Source organism: Pseudomonas sp. DR208 (assembly GCF_019823005.1).
In the GTDB taxonomy this organism is placed as follows: domain Bacteria; phylum Pseudomonadota; class Gammaproteobacteria; order Pseudomonadales; family Pseudomonadaceae; genus Aquipseudomonas; species Aquipseudomonas extremorientalis.
Window position 1 is genome coordinate 3,131,355 of sequence record NZ_CP081944.1, and the last position, 13,727, is coordinate 3,145,081.

At 61.4% G+C, this 13,727-nt stretch carries 10 protein-coding genes; 2 read left to right on the plus strand and 8 right to left on the minus strand.

Annotation, left to right across the window (positions count from 1 at the left end):
• Window position 1 precedes the first annotated feature (1 nt).
• Both K5K89_RS14270 and K5K89_RS14275 read right to left on the minus strand, forming a co-directional pair.
• Window positions 2–961: an AAA family ATPase gene (locus tag K5K89_RS14270; RefSeq protein ID WP_003174327.1), complete on the minus strand. Its 960-nt coding sequence runs from the start codon at window positions 959–961 to the stop codon at window positions 2–4.
• A gap of 258 nt (window positions 962–1,219) precedes the next feature.
• The gene (locus K5K89_RS14275; RefSeq protein WP_071487948.1) at window positions 1,220–1,573 is read right to left on the minus strand and encodes a hypothetical protein; all 354 of its coding nucleotides are present in this window, start codon (window positions 1,571–1,573) and stop codon (window positions 1,220–1,222) included.
• Between the two features lie 492 nt (window positions 1,574–2,065).
• Between K5K89_RS14275 and K5K89_RS14280 the strand changes: the two genes are divergently transcribed.
• Window positions 2,066–6,925, plus strand: a complete 4,860-nt coding sequence (locus K5K89_RS14280; RefSeq protein WP_222539574.1) for an NAD-glutamate dehydrogenase — start codon at window positions 2,066–2,068, stop codon at window positions 6,923–6,925.
• A gap of 90 nt (window positions 6,926–7,015) precedes the next feature.
• On the opposite strand, the gene K5K89_RS14285 is transcribed toward K5K89_RS14280, so the two are convergent.
• From K5K89_RS14285 to K5K89_RS14300, 4 genes are all read right to left on the minus strand, one after another.
• Window positions 7,016–8,041, minus strand: a complete 1,026-nt coding sequence (locus K5K89_RS14285) for a hypothetical protein (protein ID WP_222539575.1) — start codon at window positions 8,039–8,041, stop codon at window positions 7,016–7,018.
• Window positions 8,042–8,138: 97 nt separating this feature from the next.
• Window positions 8,139–8,819 carry a GntR family transcriptional regulator gene (locus tag K5K89_RS14290; protein WP_071487945.1) on the minus strand — a complete coding sequence of 227 codons (681 nt, stop codon included), beginning with the start codon at window positions 8,817–8,819 and terminating at the stop codon, window positions 8,139–8,141.
• 17 nt (window positions 8,820–8,836) lie between these two features.
• A complete protein-coding gene (locus K5K89_RS14295) occupies window positions 8,837–9,538 on the minus strand; it encodes a FadR/GntR family transcriptional regulator (RefSeq protein WP_012724653.1) in 702 nt (233 codons plus the stop codon).
• Between the two features lie 61 nt (window positions 9,539–9,599).
• Complete coding sequence (locus K5K89_RS14300) at window positions 9,600–10,925, minus strand: C4-dicarboxylate transporter DctA (RefSeq protein WP_172963357.1); 1,326 nt, start codon at window positions 10,923–10,925, stop codon at window positions 9,600–9,602.
• A 217-nt stretch (window positions 10,926–11,142) separates the two neighbouring features.
• Between K5K89_RS14300 and K5K89_RS14305 the strand changes: the two genes are divergently transcribed.
• Entirely contained in the window at window positions 11,143–11,772 is a 630-nt protein-coding gene (locus K5K89_RS14305) for a DNA-3-methyladenine glycosylase I (RefSeq protein WP_222539576.1), read from the plus strand.
• 31 nt (window positions 11,773–11,803) lie between these two features.
• Here the strand turns inward: K5K89_RS14305 and K5K89_RS14310 are convergent, their stop codons facing one another.
• Together K5K89_RS14310 and K5K89_RS14315 are read right to left on the minus strand one after the other, a co-directional pair.
• Window positions 11,804–12,205 carry a cupin domain-containing protein gene (locus K5K89_RS14310; RefSeq protein ID WP_222539577.1) on the minus strand — a complete coding sequence of 134 codons (402 nt, stop codon included), beginning with the start codon at window positions 12,203–12,205 and terminating at the stop codon, window positions 11,804–11,806.
• Between the two features lie 84 nt (window positions 12,206–12,289).
• Window positions 12,290–13,723, minus strand: coding sequence for a PLP-dependent aminotransferase family protein (locus K5K89_RS14315; protein WP_222539578.1), 1,434 nt, complete (start codon window positions 13,721–13,723; stop codon window positions 12,290–12,292).
• Window positions 13,724–13,727 lie beyond the last annotated feature (4 nt).

A 13,727-nucleotide genomic window follows, 5' to 3' on the forward strand; every position in this document is an offset into this window, starting at 1 on the left:
TTCAAGCGACGGCAACGACGTCGAGAATGCGTTGCACCACGCGGTCCTGGTCGATGCCGGCGGCTTCGGCTTCGAACGACAGGATGATGCGATGTCGCAGCACGTCGAACAGCACCGCCTGGATGTCTTCCGGGCTGACGAAGTCGCGACCGGCCAGCCAGGCATGGGCGCGGGCGCAGCGGTCGAGGGCGATGGAGCCGCGAGGGCTGGCGCCGTAGGCGATCCACTCGGCCATCTCAGGATCAAATTTGGCCGGCGTGCGCGTGGCCATGACCAGTTGCACCAGGTATTCCTCCACCGCGTCGGCCATGTACAGGCCGAGGATTTCCTTGCGTGCGGCGAAGATCGCCTGCTGGCTGACGCGGCGTTCCGGCTTGGTTTCGCCGTTGAGCGCTTCGCCACGGGCCTGTTGCAGGATGCGTCGCTCCACGGCGGCGTCGGGGAAGCCGATCTTGACGTGCATCAGGAAACGGTCGAGCTGGGCCTCCGGCAGGGGGTAGGTGCCTTCCTGTTCGATGGGGTTTTGCGTGGCCATCACCAGGAACAGCGGCGACAGGTCATAGGTACTGCGCCCGACGCTGACCTGGCGCTCGGCCATGGCTTCCAGCAGCGCCGATTGCACCTTGGCCGGGGCGCGGTTGATTTCGTCCGCCAGCACCAGGTTGTGGAAGATCGGGCCCTGCTGGAACACGAAGCTGCCGGTTTCCGGGCGATAGATCTCGGTGCCGGTGATGTCGGCGGGCAACAGGTCGGGGGTGAACTGGATACGATGGAACTGCGCTTCGATCCCTTCGGCCAACTCTTTGATGGCCTTGGTCTTGGCCAGGCCCGGCGCGCCTTCCACCAGCATATGGCCGTCGGCGAGCAAGGCGATCAACAGGCGATCGATGAGTTTTTCCTGGCCGAGAATCTGCGTAGAAAGAAAGGTTCGCAGCGCAAGCAGCGCTTCACGATGTTCCATCGATGACGGTTCCTGGAGAGATGAGCCTTGGCGTTGTGAAAAATGCCAAGACCTGGGGCGTCTACTTTAATGCATCGAGGGGGGTGGCGACTAACGGCGTGACGGGTATTTTTGGCAAATCTTGTAGGAAATTTGTGTGGGAACGCGGTCGATGTGGGAGGGGGCTTGCCCCCGATTGCAGTGGGTCACACGCAGATGCAGGAACTGGTTCGCCGCTATCGGGGCAAGCCCCCTCCCACATTTGATTGTGGGTGCCGCTTAAATTCGGGTGAAAGTGCCGGTGCCTTTCAGGATGTTTTGCAGGGTTTGCTCGACTTCGGCCATATCCGACGCCGCCGTGGCGTGGGTAATCTCCAGCTGGTCCTTGCCACCCAAGGCATCGGCATCCCCGGCAGCCAATTCGACCAGCAGGGTAGTGTCACTGAGCGTGACCTTCAGCCCATCCAGCGTCGAGGGCTCGTAATCCCAGGTCAGTTCCACTTCGTCCTCATCCGGGTAGCGGGTCAGCATGAACATTTCGCCGTTCTTGCCGTGGCAGCAGAGCATCGCCATGTTGTCTTCTTCGTCGTCGCACGGCGTGGCCATCAGGGCGTCGGTTTTCAGTTGCAGCATGGGCAATCCTGTCTGGGGGAGGGCGTAATGCGCGCAATTGTGCCATTGCGGCGAATTTTGTGCTGCTTCCTGTGTCAGACCTCGTGCATGACCTGGGGGGCAATATCGGTCATTTCTAATACTCGCCGGCGTGGAAATAGCCGGTTTTTCTCCCGGAAATGATGGGTTGCCCAAGTCGCAACCCGGCGCCTGCTTGCCGATGACCGAATATGTCGCAGCGTCGCAAGCAGCTGGCTTCCCACACTCGTTAAGCTGCACAACGGATGTGCATGAGCCTGGCGCCTGACCTGCCCGTCGTACCGTCACCCGGCAAGGTGCACATCTTATGGACGTTGTATGTGACCTCATTGTCTTGTCCAGCTTCACCCACCTGTCACCCTGATTCGTTTATGGTGCTTAACTCGTCACCCAGCGAACAGCGCTGACGGTCTCCCCGCAAGGGGATAACACGCGACGCTTCCATCAATAACAAGCCCAAGCGGAGTACCACAGATGGCGTTTTTCACCGCAGCCAGCAAGGCCGACTTCCAGCATCAACTGCAAGCGGCACTGGCGCAGCACATCAGTGAACAGGCACTGCCACAAGTGGCGCTGTTCGCTGAACAATTCTTCGGCATCATTTCCCTGGACGAACTGACCCAGCGTCGCCTTTCCGACCTGGCCGGTTGCACCCTCTCTGCGTGGCGCCTGCTTGAGCGCTTTGACCACACCCAACCGCAAGTGCGGGTCTACAACCCCGATTACGAACGTCATGGCTGGCAGTCGACCCACACCGCGGTCGAAGTGCTGCACCATGACCTGCCCTTCCTGGTGGACTCGGTCCGCACCGAGCTGAACCGCCGTGGCTACAGCATCCACACCCTGCAGACCACCGTGCTCAGCGTACGCCGTGGCGCCAAGGGCGAGTTGCTGGAAATCCTGCCCAAAGGCACCCAGGGCGAAGGCATCCAGCAAGAATCGCTGATGTACCTGGAAATCGATCGTTGCGCCAACGCCGCCGAACTGAACGTGCTGAGCAAAGAGCTTGAGCAGGTGCTGGGCGAAGTGCGCGTGGCCGTGGCCGATTTCGAACCGATGAAAGCCAAGGTCCAGGACCTGCTGGCCGGTATCGACGCAAGCCAGTTCGCTATCGACGGCGAAGAAAAAGCCGAGATCAAGAACTTCCTGGAATGGCTGGTGGGCAACCACTTCACCTTCCTCGGCTATGAAGAGTTCGTGGTACGTGACGAGGCGGACGGCGGTCATATCGAATATGACGCCGGTTCCTTCCTCGGTCTGACCAAGCTGCTGCGCGCCGGCCTCACCGCCGACGATCTGCGCATCGAAGATTACGCCGTGGCCTACCTGCGTGAGCCAACCGTGCTGTCCTTCGCCAAGGCCGCGCACCCGAGCCGCGTGCACCGCCCGGCCTACCCGGACTACGTGTCGATCCGTGAGATCGACGCCGACGGCAAGGTCATCAAGGAACACCGCTTCATGGGCCTGTACACCTCCTCGGTGTATGGCGAAAGCGTACGGGTCATTCCATACATCCGCCGCAAGGTCGCGGAAATCGAACGCCGCTCGGGCTTCCAGCCCAAGGCGCACCTGGGCAAGGAACTGGCCCAGGTCGTTGAAGTGCTGCCCCGTGACGACCTGTTCCAGACCCCGGTCGACGAGTTGTTCAGCACTGTGATGTCGATCGTGCAGATCCAGGAGCGCAACAAGATTCGCGTGTTCCTGCGCAAAGACCCGTACGGTCGTTTCTGCTACTGCCTGGCCTACGTGCCACGCGACATCTATTCCACCGAAGTGCGCCAGAAGATCCAGCAAGTATTGATGGATCGCCTGAAGGCGTCGGACTGCGAGTTCTGGACCTTCTTCTCCGAATCCGTGCTGGCCCGTGTGCAGCTGATTCTGCGGGTTGACCCGAAGAACCGCCTGGATATCGACCCGCTGCAACTGGAAAAGGAAGTGGTGCAGGCCTGCCGCAGCTGGCAGGACGACTACTCCAGTCTGGTGGTGGAAAGCTTTGGCGAAGCCCACGGCACCAATGTGCTGGCGGACTTCCCGAAAGGCTTCCCGGCCGGTTACCGCGAGCGCTTTGCCGCGCACTCGGCGGTGGTCGATATGCAGCACTTGCTCAGCCTCACCGAAGCCAACCCGCTGGTGATGAGCTTCTATCAGCCGCTGGGCCAGGTCTCCGGCCAACGCGAGCTGCATTGCAAGCTGTACCACGCCGACACCCCGCTGGCGCTGTCCGACGTGCTGCCGATCCTGGAAAACCTCGGCCTGCGCGTGCTGGGTGAGTTCCCGTACCGTCTGCGTCATGCCAATGGCCGTGAGTTCTGGATCCATGACTTCGCGTTCATCGCCGCCGAAGGCGTGAACCTGGATATCCAGCAACTCAACGACACCCTGCAGGACGCGTTCGTGCACATCGTGCATGGCGACGCCGAGAACGATGCGTTCAACCGCCTGGTGCTCACCGCTGGCCTGCCATGGCGCGACGTCGCGCTGCTGCGTGCCTACGCCCGTTACCTCAAGCAGATCCGCCTGGGCTTCGACCTCGGTTACATCGCCAGCACCCTGAACAACCACACCGACATCGCCCGCGAGTTGACCCGGTTGTTCAAGACCCGCTTCTACCTGGCGCGCAAGCTCACCGCCGACGACCTGGAAGACAAGCAGCAGCGCCTGGAGCAAGCGATCCTCACCGCCCTGGACGATGTCCAGGTGCTCAACGAAGACCGCATCCTGCGTCGCTACCTGGACCTGATCAAGGCCACCCTGCGCACCAACTTCTACCAGACCGACGCCAACGGCCAGAACAAGTCGTACTTCAGCTTCAAGTTCAACCCGCACGCGATCCCTGAACTGCCCAAGCCTGTGCCGAAGTTTGAAATCTTTGTGTACTCGCCACGCGTCGAAGGCGTGCACTTGCGTTTCGGCAACGTCGCACGTGGTGGCCTGCGCTGGTCCGACCGTGAAGAAGACTTCCGTACTGAAGTGCTTGGCCTGGTAAAAGCCCAGCAAGTGAAAAACTCGGTCATCGTGCCCGTGGGTGCGAAGGGCGGCTTTCTGCCGCGTCGCCTGCCATTGGGCGGCAGCCGGGACGAGATCGCGGCCGAGGGTATCGCCTGCTACCGCATCTTCATTTCCGGCCTGTTGGATATCACCGACAACCTGAAAGACGGCGCCCTGGTGCCGCCGGTCAACGTCGTGCGCCATGACGACGATGACCCGTACCTGGTGGTAGCAGCGGACAAGGGCACTGCGACCTTCTCCGACATCGCCAACGGCATCGCCATCGACTACGGCTTCTGGCTAGGCGATGCGTTCGCTTCCGGTGGTTCCGCCGGTTACGATCACAAGAAAATGGGCATCACCGCCAAGGGCGCATGGGTCGGCGTGCAGCGTCACTTCCGTGAGCGCGGCATCAACGTGCAGGAAGACAGTATCACCGTGGTGGGCGTCGGCGACATGGCCGGTGACGTGTTCGGCAACGGCCTATTGATGTCCGACAAGCTGCAACTGGTCGCGGCCTTCAACCACCTGCATATCTTCATCGACCCGAACCCGAACCCGGCCACCAGCTTCGTCGAGCGCCAGCGCATGTTCGAGCTGCCGCGTTCGGCCTGGACCGACTACGACACCAGCATCATGTCCGAAGGCGGCGGTATCTTCTCGCGCAGCGCGAAGAGCATTGCCATCTCGCCACAGATGAAAGAACGCTTCGACATCTCGGCCGACAAGCTGACGCCGACCGAACTGCTGAATGCCTTGCTCAAGGCGCCGGTAGACCTGTTGTGGAACGGCGGTATTGGCACTTACGTCAAGGCCAGCAGCGAAAGCCACGCCGATGTGGGCGACAAGGCCAACGACGCCCTGCGCGTCAACGGCAACGAGCTGCGCTGCAAGGTGGTGGGCGAGGGCGGTAACCTCGGCATGACCCAGCTGGGTCGTGTGGAATTCGGCCTCAATGGCGGCGGTTCCAACACCGACTTCATCGACAACGCCGGTGGCGTGGACTGCTCCGACCACGAAGTGAACATCAAGATCCTGCTCAACGAAGTGGTGCAGGCCGGTGACATGACCGACAAGCAACGCAACCAGTTGCTGGCGAGCATGACCGACGAAGTCGGCAACCTGGTGTTGGGCAACAACTACAAGCAGACCCAGGCCCTGTCCCTGGCAGCGCGCCGTGCCTACGAGCGTGCTGCCGAGTACAAGCGCCTGATGAGCGACCTGGAAGGCCGTGGCAAGCTGGACCGCGCCATCGAGTACCTGCCGACCGAGGAGCAGCTGACCGAGCGCGCCGCGAACGGCAAGGGCCTGACCCGTCCGGAGCTGTCGGTGTTGATCTCGTACAGCAAGATCGACCTCAAGGAAGCGCTGCTCAAGTCGCTGGTACCGGATGACGAGTACCTGACCCGCGACATGGAGACCGCGTTCCCGCCGAGCCTGGTGGCCAAGTTCGGTGAGGCCATGCGTCGCCACCGCCTCAAGCGCGAGATCGTCAGCACCCAGATCGCCAACGACCTGGTCAACCACATGGGCATCACCTTCGTGCAGCGACTCAAAGAGTCGACCGGCATGAGCCCGGCGAACGTGGCCGGCGCCTATGTGATCGTGCGTGACATCTTCCACCTCCCGCACTGGTTCCGCCAAATAGAAGCCCTGGACCACCAGGTCTCCGCCGACGTGCAATTGCAGTTGATGGACGAGCTGATGCGCCTGGGCCGTCGCGCCACGCGCTGGTTCCTGCGCAGTCGTCGCAACGAGCAGGACGCAGGCCGAGACACCGCGCACTTCGGACCGCACCTGGCCGCGTTGGGCCTCAAGCTCGACGAACTGCTGGAAGGGCCGACCCGCGAAGGCTGGCAGAAGCGCTACCAGGCCTACACCGAAGCCGGTGTGCCGGAGCTGCTGGCGCGCATGGTTGCAGGTACGACCCACCTGTACACCTTGCTGCCGATCATCGAAGCCGCTGACGTGACCGGGCATGACGCCGCCGAAGTGGCCAAGGCCTACTTCGCCGTTGGCAGCGCTTTGGACTTGCCATGGTACCTGCAGCAGATCAGCGATCTGCCGGTGGGCAACAACTGGCAGGCTGCGGCCCGCGAAGCGTTCCGCGACGATGTGGACTGGCAGCAACGCGCGATCACCATCTCCGTCCTGCAAATGGCCGACGCGCCACAAGACATGGAGGCCCGCGTGGCCCTGTGGCTTGAGCAGCACAAGGACATGGCCGAGCGTTGGGTGGCGATGATGGTGGAAATCCGTGCGGCGGTCGGCACGGACTACGCCATGTACGCGGTGGCCAACCGTGAGTTGCTGGACCTGGCGTTGAGTGGTCAGTCGGTGCTTTAAACGGCTGATCCGTCGTAGAAAACAAAAATCCCCGCATGCAATGATGCGGGGATTTTTTATGGGGCCTTCAATGTCGCTGATGTTCCGGGATCAATGCGGTGCGCCCACAATGATGAAGGGGGCGATGGATTTGAATACGTGTTCTATCCGTTCGTGCAGGCTGACGCGGATTGCTTCGCTGGCCGAATACTGTTGCGGCGTCATTTGATGCCAAATAGCATCCATGTCATGTTGCAGGTTTTCAGCCGCGAGGGGGTTGGTCAGTTTTGGCAGAACCATGCCCAGCACTGCATAGGCCTTGGCGAAATCCCTTTCAAGTCCGTACGTCCGCGGTGCCACGGTGTGTCGCTGTACGGCAAGGGACAACCCTTGGTTGATATGCGGCATGCCTGCCAGTGCATACCCATATTCCACCAACGCATCGAGTTGACCCAATAAAGCGAGCTGGACCAGTCGTTGTTGTTTTTCCAGAATGTCTGCGGTGGACGTAGGGGAGAAAACACGCTCAGCCAGCGCCGGCACGCTACCGCCGTCGGCCGCTTTCTGCCGAAGCTCTTCGATCAGTGCGTGACGTTCCACGGCGTTGGGGACCAGTTGCGGAGTATCGTGATAGGCCTCGGCGAGCTCGAATTGCGCTGAAGAATCGTTGAGGGCAACGGCTTTTTTCAACCAATTCACATCCTTGTCGAGTTTAAACAGGAAGCTCATGGCCTGAGTATCTCCGGCCTCCGCCTTGGGGGTGAGTATTTCAGCGGCTTTGCGCAGGGATTGGGTATCGCCCAAACGCATCAGTGCCGGGACGTAGTCTTGAGCCGCCGCCAGCCTCAGCCATTGGCGAGTTTCTTGCGAGGCAATGCGAAAACCACCATCCCGGCGGGTAACGCAGGTTGCCATTGCGTACTGGGCTTGAGCCTTGCCTTGGGCGGCGGCAATCGTCAGGCATAGCTCGGCTTTGTCATAGCTCTCAAGCGCGAGCAGTTCAAAGCCGATCTTTGTCGCGATCTCATTCAGTTGTCCCAGTGATCCATTGATTGTTTCACCCAGTAGGCTTTTCTGCGCATTCAGCTGTGTGAGCAGCGCGAACAGCGCAGGCATGGTTTGAGTATCTACATACATGATGATGACCTGTGATTAGGCACTTTAGTTGTGCAGACACAGGGTATGGAGCAGGTCGGTATCCGGGCGGTACATACCTAGGGGGTGAGGGGCGTGGTCATTGATTCAGTTGTCTTTCCAGGTGATTCAGGTGCAGGGTCATCAGGTTGACGGCGCGGGTGACGTCCTGCTGTTCAATGGCGTCGGCAATTGCCCCATGCTCCTGCCATGCGCAGTAGGTACAGGCTTGCGCTTCATAGCGAGCGATTGCGAGTGACGTCAGCGGCACCAGGCTGTTGAGGAACTGTGCAAGCGGCTCGTTACCGGCGATCTTTGCCAGTTGCAGGTGAAACTCCCCGGATAACCGAATCGCCGGCCCACGCTGGTCGCGCTCGATGCATTCGCGCTCCCTGGTGATCAAGTCGCGCAACTGGCGTATTTTCGCGGGAGTGGCTTGGGCGCAGGCCAATTGCACCACCGTGATTTCCGTCAGTCGCCGCGCTTCCAGAATTTCCCGGGTCTGTTGTGCGTCCGGTGCTGCCACCTGGGCACGCTGGTTGGGGCGCAGGATGATTACTTGCTGATGGGACAGCTTGGCCAGGACCCGGCGGATCACACTGCGACTCACACCAAAGGTCTCGCCCAGGCCTTCTTCGGTAAAACGGCTGGCCGGGGCAATACGCTGTTCGAGGATGGCGTCGAACAAGCGCGGATAGATGTCATCCACTGAAGGCTTTTTACCGGCGACCAGGCGCAGGGTCGGGAGGATAGGGTCGTAGTGCAAGGCGTGGGCGGTCATGGCCTGTCTCCAAAAAATCAGCTGCCCAGATGGTCGTCCGGGATGTTCAAGCGAATACCCATGCGCAGGCCTTCCTGAAGGATGTGCCGCCGCATCTCGGCACTGGCCAGGGCGCTGTTCTTGTTGCGGATGGCGCGTACTACCGCTTCGTTTTCCTGCAGGCGTTCGGCCAGGTGTTCGGGCGAGTTGCGCAGTACCTGGGCGCTTTGCTTGAGGGCATTGCTGGTCTGTTGCACCACGTTCTGGAAGATCGGGTTGGAGGTAAGGGCGAACAGCTCTTCGTGAAAGCCGATGTAGGCGTTCATGCCGGCTTCGGCGTCGCCCGCGTCGAGGGCTTCGCGCATGTCCATCAAGGTCAGGCGCAGTTGGCCGACTTCCTTGCTGCTGATGGACTGCGCTACCAGGCCGACAATGAAGGGTTCGAGGGTGTAGCGCAGTTGCAGGATGTCTTCCAGGCTGGCGTCGGCTACCGCGTCGCTGGATTGCGGTTCGCTGACGCTGGTTTCCAGCACCACCACGCCTTTGCCAGGCATGGAGCGCACCAGGCCGAGGGTCTCCAGCACGATCACCGCTTCACGCAGGCTGGGGCGGCTGATGCCCATCTGTTCGGCCAGTTCGCGTTGGCCGGGGAGCATTTCACCCCGGCGCCACTGTCCACGTGCCAAGGCGGCGCGGAGTTTTTCTACGACTGAATTGACGACGGTTGAGGTGCTGATCACGTCGTGCGTCTCCCTGTTCTTGCAAATAGATGTGTGGGAGGGGGCTGCCCCCTCCCACATTTCAGAACTCTTGATGCGCCGGTAATACCGGCTTCTTGGCCTGGAAGGCATAGCCTTGCTGACCGTCCAGCACCTTGTTGGCGCGCTGGATATCGATGTCTTTTTCCCAGCGAGCAATGGCCACGGTCGCCACGCAGTTGCCGATCAGGTTAGTCAATGCACGGCCGATGCCCATGAACCAATCCACCGCCAGCACCAGCACCAGGCCCACCACCGGAATCGCCGGGATCGCGGTGAGGGTCGCCGCCAGGATCACCAGCGCCGACCCCGGAATGCCGTGGGCGCCCTTGGAGGTGATCAACGACACCAGCAGGATCGTCAGCAGGTCGGTCATCGACAGGGGTGTACCAGTGGCGTTGGCGATAAACACAATGGCCAGGGTCAGGTAGATCGAGAACCCATCGAGGTTGAACGAATACCCCGTTGGAATCACCAGGCCCACGGTGGAACTGCCAATGCCCAGGTGCTCCAGCTTGCGCATGATCTGTGGCAATACGGCGTCAGAGGAAGCGGTGCCCATGACGATCAGCAGTTCTTCACGCAGGTACTTGAGCAGCGGCAACATGCGCAGGCCCGACAGGCGCATCACCATGCCGAGGATCAGTGCGACAAAGGCAAGACACGTCAGGTAGAACAGGCCCACCAGGCTGCCCAGGTGTTGCAGGGAGTCCAGGCCATAGGTGCTGGTGGTGAAGGCGATCGCGCCGAACACACCGATCGGCGCCAGGCGCACGATCATGCCCATGATGCGGAAAATGATGTGGCTCAGTTCGTTGATCAGTCGCGAGATGCCCGACGCCGCTTCGCCCACCAGGTTCAGCGCGCTGCCGAACAGCACCGAAAACAGCAGCACTTGCAGCACGTTGTTGTCGGCAAAGGCACCGATGACCGAGTTGGGAATCAGGTCCATCAGGAACTGACTGGTGCCGCGGATGTGCTGGCCCTTGTCGGCCAGTTCATTCAAACCAGCGGAGGACAATTGTTCCAGGTGGATATTGGCGCCTTGGCCGATGCCGGTGCTGAAGGCCATGACCAGGCCGATCACCAGCGCAACGGTGGTGAGGATCTCGAAGTAGATCACTGACTTGAGGCCGATGCGTCCGACTTTCTTCAAGTCGCCGGCGCCGGAAATGCCGCTGACCACCACGCAGAACACGATCAGCCCGATCAGCATTTTGATCAGCTTGATAAAGCCGTCACCCAGGGGTTTGAGTTGCGAGGAGAATTCGGGAAGGGCCAGGCCGCAGGCGATGCCGAGCATCAGGCCAATCACGACTTGCAGGAAAATCGAACGCGAGCACCATCTGAGCATGGGAGGGATCTCTATTCGGTGCCCTGGTGGTTCCAGGGCTTAATTTTTGTGGTCTTACCGGTAAGTCCAGTGCGGGGCCAGTCTACGCCCGGTATTTTTGAAATCACAAGCAATTATTTGGCGGTTTACAGGTCCCGGTCTGACCAGTTGGTCGGTAACGGCGATGCTTGAGCGGTTGGCAGGGCGGAATTTTTTTCGCTTATCATCCGCTGCTCGGCACATGAGGTGATGGATGGACACACCAGGACTGACCACTGACGAAACCGGGCAGACCCGCTGCACCTGGCGCACGGCGGCGCCGGAGTACCCGCGTTACCACGACGCCGAATGGGGCGTGCCGGTGGCGGACGATATCCAGTTGTACGAGAAGATCTGCCTCGAAGGCTTTCAGGCGGGCATGGCCTGGATCACCATCCTGCGCAAGCGCGAGCAGTTCCGGGTGGCCTTCGAAGGCTTTGATTTTCGGCGGGTGGCGCAGTACGGCGAAGCGGATGTCGCGCGGTTGATGCAGGACCCGGGCATTGTGCGCAATCGGGCCAAGATCGTGTCCACGATCAACAATGCGCGCCGGGCGTGTGAGCTGGTGGACGAGACCGGTTCGCTGGCGCGCTGGTTGTGGGCGTTCGAACCCGATGAGGATGAACGGCCGGCGGTGGTGGACATGGCTTACTGGACGGGCAATCCCACGTCGCCGGCCTCGGTGCGATTGTCCAAGGCCTTGAAAAAGCGCGGCTGGACGTTCGTGGGGCCGACCACGATGTATGCGTTGATGCAGGCGATGGGCATGGTCAATGATCACCTGGAAGGCTGTGCTTGTCGCGAGCGGACCGAAGACCTGCGCCGCCAGTTCAAACGCCCCTGAGTCACTGACCGATACAAATCAGAAAGGTGGGTTACTTGGGCAGAGGGGTAAGCACCTCGGCCTTGTCATCCAGCACCATTACCACCAGCAACCTGGCCGGCTTGGTCTGGCTGGCATTGCTCGATTCAAAGTGGCGGGAACCCGCTGGCTCGTAGAACGACTCGCCGACCTTGTAGGTTTTCGCGGGCTCGTCATTCACCCGTGAAGTGATCGCGCCTTCCAGCACATAGGCGACGGCGGTGCCGGTGTGGCTGTGGGGCACGGTGGCCTGCCCGGGGGCGTAATCGACGGTGAGCATGAGGGTTTTCTTGCCCGGGACATTGGCCAGCGCATGCTCCTGCAGGACCTTGATCGACTCCTGGTTGTACACCGGTTCGTGAGCCACGGCGCAGAGCGAGGCGAGCATCAGGGAGGCGGCGAGCAGTCGTTTCATGATGAGGTTTCCGAGTAGTTCGAGACCTCTTCACCCTACGCCGCGGGGCCTGAGTGACCAATGACCAATCCGGCGGAAAATCCGCTAGCCAATCTGCTGGAGAATATCGCGGACCGTATCCAGCGCCGGGTCGATGTCCAGGGCCTCGATGGCACCGAAGCCGATGATCAGACCAGGACGTACCGGCGCATCGTGGAAGAACACATCCAGGGGATACAAGCCCACTCCTGCCTGGCGCGCCAGCTCCATCAGCAGCGGCATGTCCACCGGCACCTTGCACAGCGCCGCCATGTGGAACCCGGCCACGGTCGGCACCGCTTCGAACCACGGCGACAGATCCCCCGCCAGGCGCTGCAGGATCCGCTCGCGGCGCCCGGCGTAGACCGTGTGGCAGCGGCGGATGTGCTTGAGCAGGTAGCCCTCGCTGATGAACTTGGCCAACGCCCACTGGGGCAGAGTGGAGCTGTGCTGGTCGGTCAATTGCTTGGCCTTGAGCACCGCGCCGTAGATCGCCGGCGGCAGCACCGCGTAGCCCAGGCGCAACTCGGGCAGCAGGGTTTTCGAGAAGGTGCCCACATAGGTCACCACACCACGGGTGTCCAGGCTTTGCAGCGAGTCGGTGGGCCGCCCCTCGTAGCGGAACTCGCTGTCGTAATCGTCCTCGATAATGATCGCGCCCAGCTCGAACGCCCGCGCCAGCAAGGCTTCACGACGCGCCAGGCTCATGGGCATGCCCAGTGGGAACTGGTGGGAGGGCGTCACATAGATCAGCCGTGTGCCGTCGGGAATCAGGTCGACCCGGATGCCCTGTTCATCCACCGGCACGCTGGCGACCTGGGCGCCCACCGCCATGAACATCTGGCGGGCGGGGCTGTAGCCGGGGTCTTCCATCGCCACAACGCTGCCCGGTTCCAGTACCACGCGGGCAATCAGGTCCAGCGCCTGTTGCGCGCCGTTGGTGACCACGATGTCGCTGTCGCGGCAGTTGACGCCACGGGAGAACGCGATGTGCCCGGCGATTGCGCTGCGCAGCGCCGGCAAGCCTTCGGGTTGGCTGTAGAAGCCACTGTTCCGGGCAATGCGCCGCAGCGCGTCCTGGGTGCAGCGGCGCCATTCATCCAGGGGGAACTGGTGGCGGCTGGTCGCACCGCCGATAAATTCGTAGCGCAAGGTGCTGTCGCGGGTGGGATGACGCATGGGCGAGGGCAGTGCCTGCCATTTCGCCAGGTTGGCGGCGCAGGCCAGGTCGGTGGCGGTTTGCACGCGATTCGTCTGTGGCGCCCACGCATTGACGAAGGTGCCACGGCCAATCTTGCCCACCAGCAGGCCTTCATAGGTCAACGTGGCGTAGGTGTCGGACACGGTCTTGCGCGATACGCCCAATTGCTCGGCCAGCAGGCGGCTGGGTGGCAATTGCGCGCCCGCCGCGAGTCGGCCGGTGGCGATGGCTTCACGCAACTGCTGATAAAGCTGGGCAGCCAGGTCCTTGCGCCCGTTGATGACGATGTGGAGTTCCATGTTT